Below are 16,470 nucleotides of genomic sequence, written 5' to 3' on the forward strand. Positions count from 1 at the left end.
CGTGGGCTTCGTCGTGGGTGCCTCAGTTGAAGAGGGCACCCGTCAGCGTGAAGAAGCCGTAGCCGTCGGCGCCGTAGAAGATCACGTACATCGCCAGCGCGCCGCCGGCGAGCGCGACGTCCTTGTTGAAGGAGATCATCTCCATCTGCTTGGCCTGGGCGTCGGTATCCTTCCAGAACGCGTGCATCGTGACCGCCATGATCAGCAGCAGGATCGCGATGCCGAGCGAACCGGCGTCACCGAAGACGCCGAACAGGATCGACAGACCGCCGACCAGCAGCGCGACGCCGCTGACCTGGGCGAGGACCTTGCCGTTGGGCAGGCCCTTGGACGAGGCGTAGCCGCCCATCGCGTCGGCCTGCGTGAGGTGGCCGAAGGCCGACCCGAGGAGCAGGAGGACGAAGAGGATGCGGCTGATGAGGAAGATGGCTTCCATGGGAGCTCCAGATGGTTGAGAGTTAAACCACATATACTGGCCGTCGCCTGGCACCACGTCAAGCCCGCGGCCCGGTGGGGCGATGTGCGAAAGTTGCCCCGTGAGACTCACGAACCCGCTCTGGTACCTCGCGGCGTTCCTGCTCGCGATCGCCAGCTCGATGGTCGGGACGGCCGTCGCCGCCAGCGCGTTCGACCCCGTGCGCGACGCCACCGTGACCCCCGTGACCGAGCGCGTCGACGCCAAGGGCTCGACCCTCGCGATCTACACCGATCTCGTCCAGCCCGAGCGCGACATCAGCTGCCGCGGCCGGTACGGCGACGGCGACCGCGGACGGGTCGTCATCCCGCCCGAGGGCATCGACATCACCGCCCAGGGCGACGGCACCACGTGGCACCTCGTCGCCCTGCTCGCCGAGGGGCGCGACGGCCTGCGCATCGTCTGCACGCCCGACGACAAGCGGGTCGACAACGCCGCCTACGGCTACGCGACCGTCACGGGCTTCAGCTCGGCGGCCAACAACGGCAAGGGCGTCGCCAGCATCGGCGCCGGGGCCGGAGCGGTCCTCGCGGCGTGGGTCTTCTGGTGCCGGCGACGGGCCAGGCGCGACGAGCGGCTCGACGCCCTCGCGTCCCGCAGGACCTGACCGGGATCAGCGCAGGGCGTCGGCCCGGCGCAACAGGCGCATCCACCCCTCGCGCAGGTCGCCCCACTCCTCCCAGCACGACTCGGCACGCCGCTCGGTGAGTCCGTCCTCGTCGACCAGGTGCTCGGCGTCGCGCTCCTCCGATCCGTACACGTAGCACTGGTAGGTGACCGCGCGCTGCGTGTCAGACGCGTGCTCGTCGGTCGGGTCGGCCTCGTACGCCGCGGCGCTGAGCTCGTAGCCGTAGGCCGCCGCCTCGAGGTCGTCCAGTCCTTGATCGCCGCCCCGCACCCCGACGAGCGCGGAGAACTGGTCGGCGACGTCCTCCTCGCGACCCGTGAACTCCATCTCGTACACGTCGAGCAGCGCGTGGCCCGCCTCGTGGTCGACCGTGTCGACGAGGATGCCGCGCTCGGTCGCCGCCGCGTCGTCGGCGTCCTCCAGCAGCTCGCGGGTCTCGACGACGTCCTCGAGGCACACCTGGATCTCGCGCTCCGCGGGGTCGTACAGCGCGCCGTCGGTGCACGAGCGGACGACCACCGGGACGTCGACGGGCAGCACGACGAAGTCGTTGAGCCCCTCGACGGCCTCCTCCACGACGCCGCCGTCCGCGACCTCGGCGGCCACCGACCGGAGGTCAGGGTCGTCCGGCTCCTCGTACGTCACGACGAACTCGCCGCCTCCCGGACCGGGACCGTCGCCGCCCGACCCGCCGAGCGCGACGCACCCTGAGAGCACGAGCGGGACCAGCACCACAGCACCTCGCCGCACCCAGGACATGGCAGGACGATACGCCAGGAACGGCGCGCAGGACCGGCACACGAGGGTCGTCGCGAGTAGCGTGGCCGCATGACCTGGAGCACGGACGACATCCCCGACCTCACCGGACAGCGCGCCGTCATCACCGGCGTGACGGGAGGGCTCGGCTTGCACACCGCGATCGGGCTGGCCCGCAAGGGCGCCGCGCTCGTCGTGACGGCCCGCGACACCGCCAAGGCCGACGTGGCCCTCGCCCGCATCGCCCGGGACGCCCCCGGATCGTCGGTCGACGTCGTCTCCCTCGACCTCGCCGACCTCGCGGACGCCCGACGCGCCGCGGCCGACGTCGTCCGCGACCACGACCGCATCGACATCCTGGTCAACAACGCCGGCATCATGATCCCGCCGAAGACCGAGACCAAGGACGGCTTCGAGCTCCAGATCGGCACCAACCACCTCGGCCACTTCGCGTGGACGACCGGTCTGTGGCCGTTGCTCGACCGCAGCGGCGCCCGGGTCGTGGCGGTCTCGTCGATGGCCCACACCGCCGTCGGCAGCATCGACCTCGACTCGCTGACGCCGCAGGGGTCGTCGCGTCCGTACAAGCGCTGGCAGTCGTACGGCGAGTCCAAGCTCGCGAACCTGATGTTCGCGCTCGAGCTCGACCGGCGGGCCAAGGCGGCGTCGAGCCGGGTCGTCAGCGTCGCCGCCCACCCCGGCTACGCCTCGACCAACCTGACCAAGACCGGCATGAACGTCCGGGGCCTCTCGCTGCCCGGCGTCGGCATCCACCAGATCAGCAAGATCATCGCGCAGCCCGCGTCGCACGGCGCGTGGCCGCTGCTGATGGCCGCGACCGACCCGACGCTCACGGGCGGCGAGTACGTCGGACCGGGTGCCCTCGGCGGCTGGCGCGGACGACCCAAGCTCGTCGGCATGACCAGGACGGCCCGCGACACCGAGCTCGCGGCCGACCTGTGGGCTGCGTCCGAGGCCGCGACGGGCGTCGAGTTCGCCGTCTGAGCGCCGGCTACAGCCGCACGCGCCCGTAGGCCTCCGGCTCCTCGTCCATGATCTTGCGCCGGGTGCGCACGCGGTACCGCCAGATCTGGGTGATGCCGAGCGCCCACAGCAGGTACTGGAACGACATCGCCCACCGGAAGGCCGCCGGCGTGTAGTCGGACCCGCCCCCCGGGGTGCGCCAGTCGAGGACCAGGCCGATCGCGACGACCAGCACGAGGCTCGCGATGAAGCCGCCCTGGTTGATGATGCCCGTCGCGCTGGCCATCCGGTCGGACGGATTGGACGTCCGGCCGATGTCGAAGCCGATCATCGAGGCCGGCCCCCCGACGCCGGCGACGACGACCAGCAGCGCGAGGAGCCACAGCGGCGCCGTCCCCGGCCACGCCAGCACCGCCGACCACACCGCGACGATCGAGCCGATGATGCCGAGGACGATCGTCGACCGGTGCCACGGGTGCCGGGGGATGATGAGCCCGAGCACCGGCCCCGCGACGACCATCACCGCGACCATCAACGTCAGCAGCAGACCGGCCGTGTGGTCGGACAGTCCCTCGCCCTGGACGAAGAACGGGTAGCCCCACAGCAGCGCGAGGGTCGTGGCGCTGAACTGCGTCGAGAAGTGCGTCCAGAAGCCGAGCCGGGTGCCGGGCTGCCTCCACGACGCCGCCAGGGTCGCCCGGATGTGCCCCATCGACATGGCCGGACCGGTGACCGATCGCGTGCCCGGCGCGTCGCGGACCACGACGACGAGCGCGAGGCTCAGCACGATGCCGATCGAGGCCGCGATCAGGTACGAGCGCGTCCAGCCCAGCTGGCCGAGCGCGATCGTCATGGGGACGGCCGCCAGCGCGCCACCCAGCTGACCGACCATGCCCGTGAGCTGGGAGATCAGCGGGATGCGGCGCGGGGCGAACCACGTGTTGACCAGACGCAGGACGCAGATGAAAGTCATGGCGTCACCCATGCCGACGAAGAACCGGGCGACCAGCGCCAGCACGTAGGTGTCGGCGAACGCGAAGCCCACCTGCGCCGCGGTCAGCGTCAGCGCCCCCGTCAGCAGCACGCGGCGCGGGCCGAACCGGTCGACGAGCAGCCCGACCGGGATCTGCATGGCGGCGTAGACCAGCAGCTGCAGCATCGTGAACGTCGCGAGCTGGGCGGCGGAGATGTCGAACCGCTCGGCGGCGGCCAGACCCGCGACCGCGAGCGACGACCGGTGGAAGACCGCCAGCAGGTAGACCATCAGGGCGACGATCCACACCGCGTACGCGCCGCGATGGCGGACGTCGACGGCTTGGCTCACTGACCGATCGTAGTCCCGCGCGTCGCGCGGCACGAGCGGGCGTGTGTCACGGTGGACCCCATGACGTCCAGCCGCCTGACCCTCGTCGACTGGCGCCGCAGGGTCGGTGAGACGTACAGCGAGGTCCGCAGCGAGAGCGATCGCGAGGCGGCCTGGCTGCGCTGGCGCGTGGCGCGCGACGAGCTGTTCCAGCACCACCCGCAGAGCCCCCTGCTCGCCGACGACCCCCTGCGCGAGAGCGGCCTGCCGTTCTGGCCGTACGACCCCGCGATGCGGTTCGAGGCGGACCTGGTTCCCGTCGATGAGGACGAGACCGAGCCCCGCCTCGTCGACGCCGGTGGCGACGGGACGATCGAGATGCACCTCACCGGACGGGTCGAGCTGCCCCTCGGGGGGACGCTCGACGTCTGGTGGCTGCACCAGTACGGCGGCGGGATCTTCGTGCCGCTGCGCGACGGGACGTCCGGCGACGGCTCGTACGGTGGCGGGCGCTACCTGCTCGACACCGCGAAGGGCTCGTGGCTGGGTGGCACCGACTCGTCGATCACGCTCGACCTCAACTTCGCCTACCACCCGTCGTGCCGCTACAACCCGCGCTGGCAGTGCCCGCTCGCCCCGCCCGGCAACACGATCACCCGGCGGATCGAGGCCGGCGAGCGCCTCTGACCCCGCGGGTCAGAACGTCAGGGCCACCGCGGGGTCGTGCAGGATGCCTGCGACGTCGGCCAGGAACCGCGATCCCTGCTCGCCGTCGACGACCCGGTGGTCGAAGCTCAGCGCCAGCGTCGTGACCCACCGCGGCACGACCCGGTCGTCCTCGTCGACCCACGGGCGGCGCTCGATCGAGCCGAGCGCCAGGATGCCGGCCTCGCCCGGGTTGAGGATCGGCGTGCCCGCATCGATGCCGAAGACGCCGATGTTGGTGAGGGTGAACGTGCCGCCCGCCATCTGCGCGGGCTGCGTGCGTCCGTCGCGGGCGGTCGACGCCAGGTCGCCGATCGCCGCGGCGAGCTCGACCAGCGGGAGCGAGTCGGCGCCGACGATGTTGGGCACGACCAGACCGCGCTGGGTCGCGGCGGCGATCCCGAGGTTGACCGACTTCTTGAGGACGATCTCCTGCGCGTCGTCGTCCCACCGCGAGTTGAGCTCGGGCGTGCGGCGCATCGCGAGGCAGATCGCCTTCGCCGCGATGAGCGTCGGCGAGACCTTGACGTCCCGGAACGCGCGGCTCGCCCTCAACGTCGCGACGAGCTCGACGGTGCGCGAGACGTCGACCGTCACCCACTCGGTGACGTGCGGCGCCGTGAACGCCGACCGCACCATCGCCTCGGCCGTCCACTTGCGGACGCCCTTGATCGGGGTGCGGGTCTCGTCGTCGGACGTCGTGACGGGTGCGGGCGCGGGCTCGGCGGCCTGCGGCGACCGGCGGTTGGCGGCGTGCGCCTCGACGTCCGCGCGGGTCACGATCGTGCCGGTGCCGGTGGCGATGACCTCCGACAGGTCGACCCCGAGGTCCTTCGCGAGCTTGCGGACGGGGGGCTTCGCGAGCGTCCGCGCCGGTGCCGGTGCCGGTGCCGCGACCTTCTCGGTGTCGACCGATGCGACGGACGGCGTCGGCACGGCCCGTCGACGGCGTACGAGCTGCTCGGCGCCCGGTCCGTAGCCCACCAGCATGGGCTGCCGCGCCGGCTCCGGTGACTCGTCGGCGGGCGAGGGTGACTCGTCGGCGGGCGGGAGCGACTCGTCGGCGGGCGGGAGCGACTCGTCGGCGATGGTGAGGAGGGGGCGGCCGACCTCGACGGTCTCGCCCTCGGCGACGTGCAGCGTCTGCACGAACCCCGCGTAGGGGCTCGGCAGCTCGACGACCGACTTGGCGGTCTCGATCTCGACGACGACGTCGTTGATCGCGACGACGTCGCCGGCCGCGACCCGCCACGTGACGATCTCGGCCTCGGTGAGGCCCTCGCCGACGTCGGGCAGCGAGAAGGTGTGGGCAGAAGCGGTCTTCATGGTCATCGCGGCCCCTCAGTACGCGCGGGCGCGGTCGACGGCATCGAGGATGCGGTCGAGGCCCGGCAGGAAGTCGTGCTCGGTCCGGCTCGGCGGGTACGGCATGTCGTAGCCCGTGACGCGCTGCACCGGGGACTCGAGGGAGTAGAAGCACTCCTCGCCGATGCGCGCCGCGACCTCGGCCCCGAGGCCCAGCGTGCGGGCGGCCTCGTGGACGACGACGGCGTGACCCGTGCGCCGCACCGACTCCACGACCGGCGCGAGGTCGAGCGGCGACAGGGTCCGCAGGTCGATGACCTCGAGGTCGAGCCCGTCGGCCTCGGCCGCGCGGGCCGAGTCGAGGCACGTCTTGACCATCGGGCCGTACGTGACCAGCGTCGCGTCACGCCCCGAACGCACGATCCTCGACGACCACAGGGGGGCGGCCGGCCCGGCGAGGTCGACCTCGCCGGCCTCCCAGTAGCGCCGCTTGGGCTCCATGAACACGACGGGGTCGTCGGACGCGATGGCCTGCTGGATCATCCAGTGCGCGTCGTTCGGGTCGGCGCACGACACGACCTTGAGACCCGCGGTCAGGGCGAACTGCGCCTCGGGGCTCTCCGAGTGGTGCTCGACCGCGCCGATGCCACCGCCGTAGGGGATGCGGATGACGATCGGCATCCGCACGCGTCCGCGGCTGCGGAAGTGCAGCTTGGCGACCTGGCTGACGATCTGGTCGTACGCGGGGTAGACGAAGCCGTCGAACTGGATCTCGACGACGGGCCGGAAGCCCCGGAACGTCAGGCCGATCGCGGTGCCGACGATCGCCGACTCGGCCAGCGGCGTGTCCATGACCCGCCCCTCGCCGAAGTCCTTCTGCAGGCCCTCGGTGACGCGGAAGACCCCGCCGAGGCGACCGATGTCCTCGCCCATCAGGACGACCTTCGGATCGTTCTCGAGGGCCAGCCGCAGCCCCGAGTTGAGCGCCTTGACCATGCTCATGCGCGTCATGACGCGACCACGCTCCCCTCGATCGCGTCGCGCCAGGCGACGTGCTCGGCCTGCTGCTGCCGGTTCTCGACCGTGCTCTCGACGAACACGTGGTCGAACAGCTCGGCCAGGTCGGGCTCGGGGATCTGCTGGCAGGCGGCGCGCAGGTGCACGCCCAGCGCGTCGGCGTCCGCGGCCAGGTCGGCGAAGAAGTCGTCGGACGTCCCCTCGGCCACGAGCAGCAGCCGCACCCGCTCGAGGGGGTCCTTGGCCTGCCACGCGTCGACCTCGGACGCGTCGCGGTAGCGGCTCGGGTCGTCGGACGTCGTGTGGGCGCCCATGCGGTACGTCACGGCCTCGATCAGCGTCGGCCCCTCGCCGTCGCGCGCCCGCTGCAGGGCGGCACGGGTCACGGCGAGGCACGCCAGGACGTCGTTGCCGTCGACGCGCACGCCCGGCAGGCCGAAGCCCGCGGCGCGCTGCACGATCGGCACCCGCGTCTGGCTCGCGACCGGCACCGAGATCGCGTACTGGTTGTTCTCGCAGAAGAAGACGACCGGCGACTGGTGCACCGCGGCCCAGTCGAGGGCCTCGCTGACGTCGCCCTGGCTCGTCGCGCCGTCGCCGAAGTAGGCGATCACGGCGCTGTCGCGATCCGGGTCGCCGCTGCCGACCAGGCCCTCGAGCGCCAGGCCCATCGCGTAGCCCGTGGCGTGCAGCGTCTGGGCGCCGATGATGATGTTGGGCAGCGCGATGCCGTGGTCGGCCGGGTCCCAGCCGCCGAGGTCGGACCCCCGGAAGATGCCCAGCAGCAGGCTCGGGTCGACGCCGCGGCACCACGCCACGCCGTGGTCGCGGTAGGTCGGGAAGGCGAAGTCGTGCGGTCGCAGGGCGCGCGCCGAGCCGACCTGCGCGGCCTCCTGGCCCAGCGCCGGCGGCCACAGGCCCAGCTCGCCGTGCCGCTGCAGCGCGTACGCCTCGGTGTCGACGCGGCGCGTCATCACCAGGTCGCGGTAGAGGGCCTCGATCTCGGACCGGTCGCCGTCGAAGGCGACGTGCGGATCGGTCACGCGCTGGCCGGTCGGCGTCAGCAGCTGGACGAGCGGGGCGTCAGGGGTCGGTGCGGTCGACGAGTTCATGCGTCTCCTCCATCAACCGGCGGACGGGGTCTCCGTGCCGGTGTCGAAGCTGCAGGTCTCCGTCGTCACAGGGTGGCGGACGGGTGGAGACCCACACGGGCGTGACTGGCGTCACATCTGCGACCACCGTAGCCCGAGACGCCCCGCCGATCCAGTCGGGGCCCCGAGCCGGGCGTCAGCTGCGCGCAGCCCTCCACGCGGCGGCCAGCGCGAGCAGCTCGGCGTTGACCGCGGGCGCCCCGACGCTGACCCGCACGCCCTCCCCGGCGAACGGCCGCACCGAGACCGGGTCGCAGGACGCCGCGAAGTCGAGCGCGTCGTCGCCCAGCGGCAGCCAGACGAAGTTGGCCTCGGTCTCGGGCACGTCCCAGCCCTGCTGACGCAGCGCGGCCACCATCGCGACGCGCTCCTGGACGATCGCCTCGACCCGCCGGTCGAGCTCGTCCTGCGACTCCAGCGAGGCGACCGCCGCGGCCTGCGACAGGTCGGTGACGGCGAACGGCGGCGTCGCCTTGCGGATCGAGACCGCGACCTCCGGGCGGGCGATCGCGTACCCGACCCGCAGGCCCGCGAGGCCGTACGCCTTCGAGAACGTCCGCAGCACCACGACGTTCGGGTGGTCGGCCAGCGCCGCGATCCCACTGGCCGCGCGCGGGTCGCGGACGAACTCGACGTACGCCTCGTCGACCACGACCAGGACGTCGTCGCGCACCGCGGCCAGGAACGCCGTCAGGGCCTCGGCCGTCACGACGGGGCCCGTCGGGTTGTTGGGCGTGCAGACCAGGACGACCTTGGTGCGCTCGGTGACCGCCGCCGCCATCGCGTCGAGGTCGTGGGTCGCGTCGGGCCGCAGCGGCACCCGGACGGTCGTGGCACCCGTGAGGTCGGCCGCGATCGGGTACGCCTCGAACGAGCGCCACGCGTAGACGATCTCGTCGCCCGGCTCGAGGTGCGCCGTCAGCAGCGCGAAGAGCACGGCGACCGAGCCCGTCCCGGCCGCGAAGTGGTCGGCCGAGAGCCCGAACCGGGCCGAGAGGGCCGCGTAGAGGTCGGTCATGCCGGCGTCGGGGTAGCGGTTCATCCGGGCGAGCTCGGCCGAGGCCCGCTCCATGACGCCGGGCAGGGGCGCGTACGGGTTCTCGTTGCTCGACAGCTTGTGGTCGTCGCTCGAGGCGGCCTTGCCGGGCCGGTAGACCGGGATGCCGTCGAGGGCGTGCCGGGCGCGGGGGATCGTCATGCCGCCGACACTATCCGCGGCAGCGACGCCTGACAGAATCAGCGCGTGCCACACCCCAGTCCGCGCCTCGGCTACGCCCTCATCGTCCTCGTCGCGGTCCTGTTCGGGCTCAACGGCGGCATCTCGCGGGTCGCGATGGGCGCGGGACTGAGCCCCGAGGCGTTCACGACGCTGCGCATCACGGGCGCGACCCTCGTGTTCGTCGCGTACGCGGCCTGCTTCCGGCGCTCCGCGCTCGTGCGTCCCCAGGGATCGGCGCTGCTGATGGTGATCGCGCTCGGCCTCGTCGGGGTGCTGGGGCTGCAGCTGACGTACAACGTCGCGATCGACCGCCTGCCCCTCGGCATCGCGCTCCTGATCGAGTACCTCGCACCCGTCCTCGTCGTCCTGTGGGTGCGGTTCGTGCGGCGCGAGGACGTCCGGCCCCGCATGTGGGCGGCCGTCGCCCTCGCCCTGGTCGGCCTCGCCGTCGTGAGCCGGGTCTGGAACGGGCTCGCCTTCGACGGCCTCGGCGTCGTCATGGCCCTGCTGGCCGCCGTCTGCTTCGCGACCTACTTCCTGCTCGGCGAGCACCAGGTGCAGCTCGACGAGCACGGTGTCGGCACCGACGACCCCCTGCGCGTCATCCTGTGGGCCTTCGTCGCCGCGACCGTCGGCATGAACCTCGTCCAGCCGATCTGGGCGACCCCCGACCTGCCCTCCACGACCAGCGGGCTGGGGCGGCTCGACGGCATCTCGGTGAACCCCTGGCTCGTCATCGCGGTCGTGGTCGTGTTCGGGACCGTGCTGCCGTTCTTCCTCGGCATGCTCGCGCTGCGCCACCTGCCCGCCACGATCGTGACGGTCGTGGCGATGCTCGAGCCCGTCATCGCGGTCGTGCTGGGGTGGGCGTGGTTCCGCGAGTCGCTGACGCCCGTCCAGGTCGTCGGGGCCGCCGCCGTGCTGGCCGGCATCGTGCTCGCCCAGACGTCCAGACGCGTCGAGCTGACGGTCCCCGCGCCGCAGTAGACGTCACGGTTCGATGACATCTACTCAATGTCACCATTCCGTGACATTGAGTAGATGTCCGTGTACCATGACATTCATGTCCTCGGTGCCCGTGCTGAATCCCATCTCCTTGGGGGCAGCAGTCAGAGAACGCCGGCTGAGCGCCGCTCGCACGCAGGCCGAGGTCGCCGCCGACGCAGGAGTCTCGCGCGCTTGGCTCATTCGATTCGAGGACGGTCACCCGCGGGCAGAGCTCTTCCGGGTCTTCGCGGTGCTGCGTGCTCTCGGCGTCAGCCTCCACCTCGATGACGACATCACGACCGACCAGGACCGCGAGGAGCTGGCCTTCCTCGACCAGCTCCTCGGGGCCGATGATGAGCGCTGACCTCGTAGCCTTTCTCGGGGCACGACGCGCCGGGACACTCACCCGAACGGACAAGGGACGACTCGTCTTCGCCTACGACGAGTCGTACCGCGCGCGCGCATCCGTCCCTCTGTCCCCCTCGATGCCGCTCGAGAAGGTCGAGCACGGTCCCAAGCCGGTCGAGGCGTACGTCGAGGGCCTGCTGCCCGAGAACGTCGAGACCAAGCGCGAGTGGGCTCGCACGATCGGCACATCGGCCTCCGCCTTCGATCTCCTCTCGCACATGGGGCTGGACTGCGCCGGCGCCGTGCAGTTCGTGCCGCCCGACCGAGTCGACGAGATCGCCCACGGCGGAAGCTACGAACCGCAGAGCGATCACCAGATAGCCGACCGGTTGCGTGAGCTCAGGCGCAACGACGCCTCGTGGACGATGCCTGACGATCACTGGAGCCTGCCGGGTCAACAAGGGAAGTTTGCGCTCGCGCGCCTCGAGAACGGCTGGTCTGCCGCGCATGGAGCGGCCGCGACCACCCACATCTTCAAGCCAGGTATCACCGCGTTGAAGCATCAGGCGATCGTCGAACACGTCACGATGCGTGCCGCCAGCATCCTGGGACTGGCCGTCGCGACCTCGACCATCGAGCACTTCGAGAGTCACCGAGCCATCGTCATCAAGCGCTTCGACCGTCTGATCGGCCATCAGCGGCCCGGTGTCACGCGACTTCACCAGGTCGACCTGTGCCAGGCGATGGCGCGGCTCCCCATCAACAAGTACGAGACCGATCGCGGACCAACCGTTCGCGAGATCGGCGAGCTTCTCCGTCGCGTCTCCACCACGTCGGAGTCGGATGTTCGACGCTTCTCCGACGCCGTGATGTTCAACTACCTCAGCGGATCCCCCGACGCCCACGCCAAGAACTACGCCCTCTTGTACGCCGGCGGATCTGTGCGCCTGGCGCCGTTGTACGACGTCGCCTCCGGTCTGCCGTACACGCGTGAGCAGTTCGACCTCGGCACCGTCGCCATGGCTGTCGGCGGCCGACGTCACCTGGGGACGGTCGACCGATCCGGATGGCGCAAGCACGCCCGCGAACTGGGTCTGGACGAGGACGAGCGCATCACCCGACTCGAGCAAATGCTCGAAGGCATCGTCCCGGCCTTCGCATCAGCCCTCGACGATCTCGAGGGCACGGAGGGCACGGCTGACATCCGGGGTCGACTCATCCCTGCCCTCGAGCGTCACGTGCACGTGACCTCCGCGATGGCAGCGCCGTCGTCACCACCGCACCCGTCGTCACCACCGCACCCGTCGCCATCGCCGCACCCGTCGCCATCGCCGCACCAGCGCACTGGCCCGCCAGGACCCCCGCCCGCGGAGGGCCTCATCTGGATCGCCCCGCACCAGCGCCGCGGGCGGCCGACACGAGGTCACTGGCGGGCGGCCCCACCAGCGCGCCGCACCTGACAGCGACGTCAGCCGTCGTGCCGGACCATGCGGCGGCCGCGGGTGCAACAATCGTCCGATGGAGCGTTTTCTCTCGACCTGGCTCGTCAGTGCCGTCGCGCTGTCGGTGGCCGCGTGGCTGCTCGGCACCCACATGGCGATCGGCGATCCCACCGACTCGACCACGTCGCGCGTCGTCGCGGTGCTGGTCGTCGCGCTGGTGTTCACGGTCGTCAACACCCTGGTCGGGCCCGTCGTCAAGCTCCTGTCGCTGCCGTTCATCATCCTGACGCTCGGCCTGGCGCTCCTCGTCATCAACGCCCTGCTCCTGCTGCTCACCGAGCAGATCACCGATGCCTTCGACGTCGTGTTCCACATCGACGGCTTCTGGTGGGCCGTGCTGGCCTCGATCGTGATCTCGATCAGCCAGAGCGTCGTCGGCGCCTTCGTCGGCACGCGCGACTGAGCATGACGTACCGCGTCGCCCTGGTGTGCCTCGGCAACATCTGCCGCTCGCCGATGGCCCACGTCGTGCTCGACGAGAGGCTGGCGCGCGCCGGCCTCGACGACCGGGTCGAGGTCGCGTCGTCCGGCACGGGCGGCTGGCACGAGGGCGAGTCGATGGACCGCCGGGCCGCCGCGGTCCTGCGCGACGCCGGCTACGACCCGTCCCGTCACCGCGCCCGGACGTTCTCGACGGACTGGTACGCCGAGCACGACCTGCTGCTCGCGATGGACCACAGCAACCTGGCCGACATGGTCGACCAGGCGCCGACCGTCGCCCAGCAGTCGCAGGTGCGCCTGTTCCGCGAGTTCGACCCGCTCGCCCGCGAGGGCGACGACGAGGTGCCCGATCCCTGGTACGGCGGCGCCGACGGCTTCCGCGACGTCCTGGCGATGATCGAGCGGACGACCGACGCCCTGGTCGAGCAGCTGCCCGACCTCGCCCGGGCCCGGCCGCACTAGGGGAAGCCCCCGTCGGCGTGGGGCCCGTCGGCCCGCAACCGGTAACGTCGGGGGCATGGCACGCATGGCAGGGACCGCCGCCCGGGCGGAGACGCTCCTCGGCATCGGAGTGGTCTCGACGACCCCGGTCGCAGGCGGCGACATCTGCACCGCGACCCGGCTGCGCCTGACCGACGGGCGCGGCGCGATCATCAAGACGCGCCCCCACGCCCCCGAGGGCTTCTTCCGGCGGGAGGCCGAGGGCCTGCACTGGCTCGCCGACGCGCAGGGCGCCCGCGTGCCGCAGGTGCTCGCGGTCGCCGACGACTGCCTGGTCCTCGACTGGATCGAGCCCGGCAAGCCCACGACCGACCTGGCCGAGAAGTTCGGCCGCAGCCTCGCCGCGACGCACCGAGCCGGTGCCGACACGTTCGGCGGACCGCGCGACGGCTTCGTCGGCCTCGCCCCGCTGCCCAACCGCACCCTGCCGTCGTGGCCCGAGTTCTTCGCGTCGCGTCGCGTCATGCCGTACGTCCGGGCCGCGGTCGACCGCGGGTCGCTGACGACCGACGAGGCCGCCACGATCGAGGCCGCGATGCGCCGCATCCACGACCTGGCCGGCCCCGACGAGGCCCCGTCACGCATCCACGGCGACCTCTGGTCGGGCAACGTCGTGTGGGGCGCCGACGGCGACGTCTGGATCATCGACCCCGCCGCGCACGGTGGGCATCGCGAGACCGATCTCGCGATGCTGTCGCTGTTCGGCGCTCCCCACCTGCAGCGCATCCTCGACGCCTACGACGAGGCGGCGCCGCTGGCCGACGGATGGCACGACCGGCTGCCGCTGCACCAGCTGCACCCGCTGCTGGTGCACTCGGTGCTGTTCGGCGGCACCTACGGTGCCCGCGCCGCGGCCGCCGCCAAGGACCTGCTCGCCGCCTGATTCGGGCATCTTTCAGCGGCGTCTCAGACACGACGGGCAGACTGGCACCCATGCGCATCCTTGTCGTCGACGATGACCGTGCTGTGCGCGACTCCCTGCGCCGGTCCCTCGAGTTCAACGGCTACACCGTCGAGCTCGCCTCCGACGGCGCCGAGGCCCTCGCACGCGTGCCCCAGATCAACCCCGACGCGATCATCATGGACGTCATGATGCCGCGGCTCGACGGTCTCGAGGCGACCCGCGCGCTCCGCAGCGCCGGCAACGACGTGCCGATCCTCGTGCTGACGGCCCGCGACGCCGTGTCCGACCGGGTCGACGGACTCGACGCCGGCGCCGACGACTACCTGACCAAGCCGTTCGCCCTCGAGGAGCTGCTGGCGCGGGTGCGCTCGCTGCTGCGGCGCTCGACGCGCGCCGCCGAGGTCGAGCCCGACGAGAAGCCCCTGACGTTCGCCGACCTGTCGCTCGACCCCGTCACGCGCGACGTCACCCGCGGCAACCGGACGCTGTCGCTGACGCGCACCGAGTTCGCCCTGCTCGAGCTGTTCCTCCAGCGTCCCAAGCGGGTGCTCGAGCGCTCGTTCATCCTCGAGGAGGTCTGGGGCTTCGACTTCCCGACGACGGCCAACTCGCTCGAGGTCTACGTCGGCTACGTCCGGCGCAAGCTCGAGGCCGAGGGCGAGCCCCGCCTGCTGCACACCGTGCGCGGCGTCGGCTACGTCCTGCGCGAGACCCCTCCGTGATCGAGAGCGGGCACCGCGCGCTGCAGAAGATCACGGGGCGCATGTCGCTCGCCCTGCGCGTCGCGGTGCTGACGACCGGCGCGGTCGCCATGACGCTGGGCATGGTCAGCGCCGTCGTGTTCGTGACGGTGCGGGCCGAGTTCACCAGCTCGCTCGACGACTCGATGATCCGCCGCGCCAACGCAGCCGTGAGCAGCGGCATCGACGAGCCCCTCCTGAGCGACCCCTCGACGAACGCGCTGGCCTACATCGGCATCCAGCCGTTCATCGTCCAGTCGGGCCAGCTGATCGGCAACTTCCAGAACACTCCGGACGAGTACGTGCAGCTGAAGGGGTACCGCGAGCTCGAGGTCTCGATCGGCGAGCGCAAGTACTCGGCGCGCACCGTCATGATCCGGGGCGTCCCGCACCGGGTCGTGGCCGTCCCCGCCAACAAGGGCCAGGCCCTCGTGCTGGTGCAGTCGATGGAGTCCAACCGCGACGCCCTCGAGCGGCTCAAGATCATCCTGCTGCTCGCCAGCACCGCCGGAGTCGTGCTGGCCGGCATCGCGGGGTGGGCCGTGGCCGCCAACGGGCTGCGGCCCGTCCGCCGTCTCACCGAGGCCACCGAGCACGTGGCCCGCACGACCGACCTGACCCCGATCGAGGTCACGGGCCGCGACGAGCTGGCCCGCCTGACGACGTCGTTCAACGCGATGCTGGTCGCGCTCGACGCGTCGCAGGAGCGTCAGCGCCAGCTCGTCGCCGACGCCGGGCACGAGCTGCGCACCCCGCTGACGAGCCTGCGCACCAACATCGAGCTGATCGGGCAGGCCGCCGACACCACCGAGCGCAGCCTCACCGACGAGCAGCGCCACGAGATCATGGACGACGTCCGGGCGCAGCTCGAGGAGCTGACGACCCTCGTGGGCGACCTGGTCGAGCTGGCCCGCGACGAGCCGATGTCACGCGATCCCGCACCCCTCGACCTCGCCGACGTCGTGACGCACGCGGTCGACCGCGTCCGCCTGCGCGCCCAGGACGCCCGCATCGACGTCGACCTCTCGCCGTGGATGGTGATCGGCGAGCCCCAGCTGCTCGAGCGCGCCGTGACCAACCTGCTCGACAACGCGGCCAAGTGGAGCCCGCCGGAGGGTGAGATCCGCGTGCGGCTGGCCGACGGCGTGCTGACGGTCGCCGACGAGGGCGAGGGCATCAACGCCGACGACCTGCCGCACATCTTCGACCGTTTCTACCGCTCCAGCGAGGCGCGCACGCTGCCCGGATCGGGTCTCGGCCTGTCGATCGTCAAGCGCGCGGCCGAGCGCCACGGCGGGACCGTCGAGGTCGCCTCGGAGCGCGGCGAGGGCACGACGTTCACCCTGCGCCTGCCCGAGGCGACGGCCTGACCCGCCCGGTCGCCAGCGAGGCCGCTCGCGGCCGAGCGTGAGCGGAGCGAGGCGGCGACCTGACGCAAGCCTGATCGGTCTGGTTCGCCTCGGGCTTCGCCCTCACGGTCGTCGCAGAGCTCCTCCCTGGCGAA

At 71.7% G+C, this 16,470-nt stretch carries 18 protein-coding genes; 11 read left to right on the top strand and 7 right to left on the bottom strand.

Features of this window, described 5'->3' with window-relative positions; translation table 11 throughout:
* Nucleotides 1-22: 22 nt before the first annotated feature.
* Nucleotides 23-436 (bottom strand): DoxX family protein, encoded by a 414-nt coding sequence (locus IFT73_RS18350; RefSeq protein WP_192168877.1) that lies wholly within the window; start codon nucleotides 434-436, stop codon nucleotides 23-25.
* Between the two features lie 100 nt (nucleotides 437-536).
* Here IFT73_RS18350 and IFT73_RS18355 point away from each other — a divergent pair, with 100 nt between their 5' ends.
* Nucleotides 537-1,082: a hypothetical protein gene (locus IFT73_RS18355; RefSeq protein WP_192168878.1), complete on the top strand. Its 546-nt coding sequence runs from the start codon at nucleotides 537-539 to the stop codon at nucleotides 1,080-1,082.
* Nucleotides 1,083-1,088: 6 nt separating this feature from the next.
* Here the strand turns inward: IFT73_RS18355 and IFT73_RS18360 are convergent, their stop codons facing one another.
* Nucleotides 1,089-1,862: a DUF4344 domain-containing metallopeptidase gene (locus tag IFT73_RS18360; RefSeq protein ID WP_192168879.1), complete on the bottom strand. Its 774-nt coding sequence runs from the start codon at nucleotides 1,860-1,862 to the stop codon at nucleotides 1,089-1,091.
* Nucleotides 1,863-1,931: 69 nt separating this feature from the next.
* On the opposite strand from IFT73_RS18360, the gene IFT73_RS18365 reads away from it, so the two are divergent.
* Nucleotides 1,932-2,864, top strand: a complete 933-nt coding sequence (locus IFT73_RS18365; protein WP_192168880.1) for an oxidoreductase — start codon at nucleotides 1,932-1,934, stop codon at nucleotides 2,862-2,864.
* A 7-nt stretch (nucleotides 2,865-2,871) separates the two neighbouring features.
* Here the strand turns inward: IFT73_RS18365 and IFT73_RS18370 are convergent, their stop codons facing one another.
* Nucleotides 2,872-4,167 carry a nitrate/nitrite transporter gene (locus IFT73_RS18370; protein WP_371811326.1) on the bottom strand — a complete coding sequence of 432 codons (1,296 nt, stop codon included), beginning with the start codon at nucleotides 4,165-4,167 and terminating at the stop codon, nucleotides 2,872-2,874.
* A gap of 60 nt (nucleotides 4,168-4,227) precedes the next feature.
* Between IFT73_RS18370 and IFT73_RS18375 the strand changes: the two genes are divergently transcribed.
* Nucleotides 4,228-4,833 carry a DUF1684 domain-containing protein gene (locus IFT73_RS18375; protein ID WP_192168881.1) on the top strand — a complete coding sequence of 202 codons (606 nt, stop codon included), beginning with the start codon at nucleotides 4,228-4,230 and terminating at the stop codon, nucleotides 4,831-4,833.
* Nucleotides 4,834-4,842: 9 nt separating this feature from the next.
* Here the strand turns inward: IFT73_RS18375 and IFT73_RS18380 are convergent, their stop codons facing one another.
* The 4 genes from IFT73_RS18380 to hisC all read right to left on the bottom strand — a co-directional run bounded on the left by IFT73_RS18380 (nucleotide 4,843) and on the right by hisC (nucleotide 9,522).
* Nucleotides 4,843-6,183, bottom strand: a complete 1,341-nt coding sequence (locus IFT73_RS18380; protein WP_371811327.1) for a dihydrolipoamide acetyltransferase family protein — start codon at nucleotides 6,181-6,183, stop codon at nucleotides 4,843-4,845.
* A 9-nt stretch (nucleotides 6,184-6,192) separates the two neighbouring features.
* A complete protein-coding gene (locus IFT73_RS18385; protein WP_192168882.1) occupies nucleotides 6,193-7,167 on the bottom strand; it encodes an alpha-ketoacid dehydrogenase subunit beta in 975 nt (324 codons plus the stop codon).
* Nucleotides 7,164-8,285, bottom strand: a complete 1,122-nt coding sequence (pdhA, locus tag IFT73_RS18390) for a pyruvate dehydrogenase (acetyl-transferring) E1 component subunit alpha (RefSeq protein ID WP_192168883.1) — start codon at nucleotides 8,283-8,285, stop codon at nucleotides 7,164-7,166. Before pdhA ends, IFT73_RS18385 begins: the two co-directional genes overlap by 4 nt.
* 175 nt (nucleotides 8,286-8,460) lie before the next feature.
* Nucleotides 8,461-9,522 carry a histidinol-phosphate transaminase gene (gene hisC, locus IFT73_RS18395; protein ID WP_192168884.1) on the bottom strand — a complete coding sequence of 354 codons (1,062 nt, stop codon included), beginning with the start codon at nucleotides 9,520-9,522 and terminating at the stop codon, nucleotides 8,461-8,463.
* A gap of 45 nt (nucleotides 9,523-9,567) precedes the next feature.
* Here hisC and IFT73_RS19710 point away from each other — a divergent pair, with 45 nt between their 5' ends.
* The 8 genes from IFT73_RS19710 to IFT73_RS18435 all read left to right on the top strand — a co-directional run bounded on the left by IFT73_RS19710 (nucleotide 9,568) and on the right by IFT73_RS18435 (nucleotide 16,336).
* Nucleotides 9,568-10,530, top strand: a complete 963-nt coding sequence (locus IFT73_RS19710) for an EamA family transporter (RefSeq protein ID WP_192168885.1) — start codon at nucleotides 9,568-9,570, stop codon at nucleotides 10,528-10,530.
* Between the two features lie 76 nt (nucleotides 10,531-10,606).
* A complete protein-coding gene (locus IFT73_RS18405) occupies nucleotides 10,607-10,894 on the top strand; it encodes a helix-turn-helix domain-containing protein (protein WP_192168886.1) in 288 nt (95 codons plus the stop codon).
* Nucleotides 10,884-12,338, top strand: coding sequence for a type II toxin-antitoxin system HipA family toxin (locus IFT73_RS18410; protein WP_192168887.1), 1,455 nt, complete (start codon nucleotides 10,884-10,886; stop codon nucleotides 12,336-12,338). The genes IFT73_RS18405 and IFT73_RS18410 overlap by 11 nt, the downstream gene beginning before the upstream one ends.
* 58 nt (nucleotides 12,339-12,396) lie before the next feature.
* Nucleotides 12,397-12,783, top strand: coding sequence for a phage holin family protein (locus tag IFT73_RS18415; RefSeq protein ID WP_192168888.1), 387 nt, complete (start codon nucleotides 12,397-12,399; stop codon nucleotides 12,781-12,783).
* 2 nt (nucleotides 12,784-12,785) lie between these two features.
* Nucleotides 12,786-13,283, top strand: a complete 498-nt coding sequence (locus IFT73_RS18420; RefSeq protein ID WP_192168889.1) for a low molecular weight protein-tyrosine-phosphatase — start codon at nucleotides 12,786-12,788, stop codon at nucleotides 13,281-13,283.
* Between the two features lie 55 nt (nucleotides 13,284-13,338).
* Complete coding sequence (locus IFT73_RS18425) at nucleotides 13,339-14,205, top strand: fructosamine kinase family protein (RefSeq protein WP_192168890.1); 867 nt, start codon at nucleotides 13,339-13,341, stop codon at nucleotides 14,203-14,205.
* 50 nt (nucleotides 14,206-14,255) lie between these two features.
* A complete protein-coding gene (locus IFT73_RS18430; protein WP_192168891.1) occupies nucleotides 14,256-14,948 on the top strand; it encodes a response regulator transcription factor in 693 nt (230 codons plus the stop codon).
* The gene (locus tag IFT73_RS18435) at nucleotides 14,945-16,336 is read left to right on the top strand and encodes a sensor histidine kinase (RefSeq protein WP_371811328.1); all 1,392 of its coding nucleotides are present in this window, start codon (nucleotides 14,945-14,947) and stop codon (nucleotides 16,334-16,336) included. Before IFT73_RS18430 ends, IFT73_RS18435 begins: the two co-directional genes overlap by 4 nt.
* Nucleotides 16,337-16,470 lie beyond the last annotated feature (134 nt).

Source organism: Aeromicrobium sp. CFBP 8757, from assembly GCF_014841755.1.
Taxonomy (GTDB): Bacteria; Actinomycetota; Actinomycetes; order Propionibacteriales; family Nocardioidaceae; genus Aeromicrobium.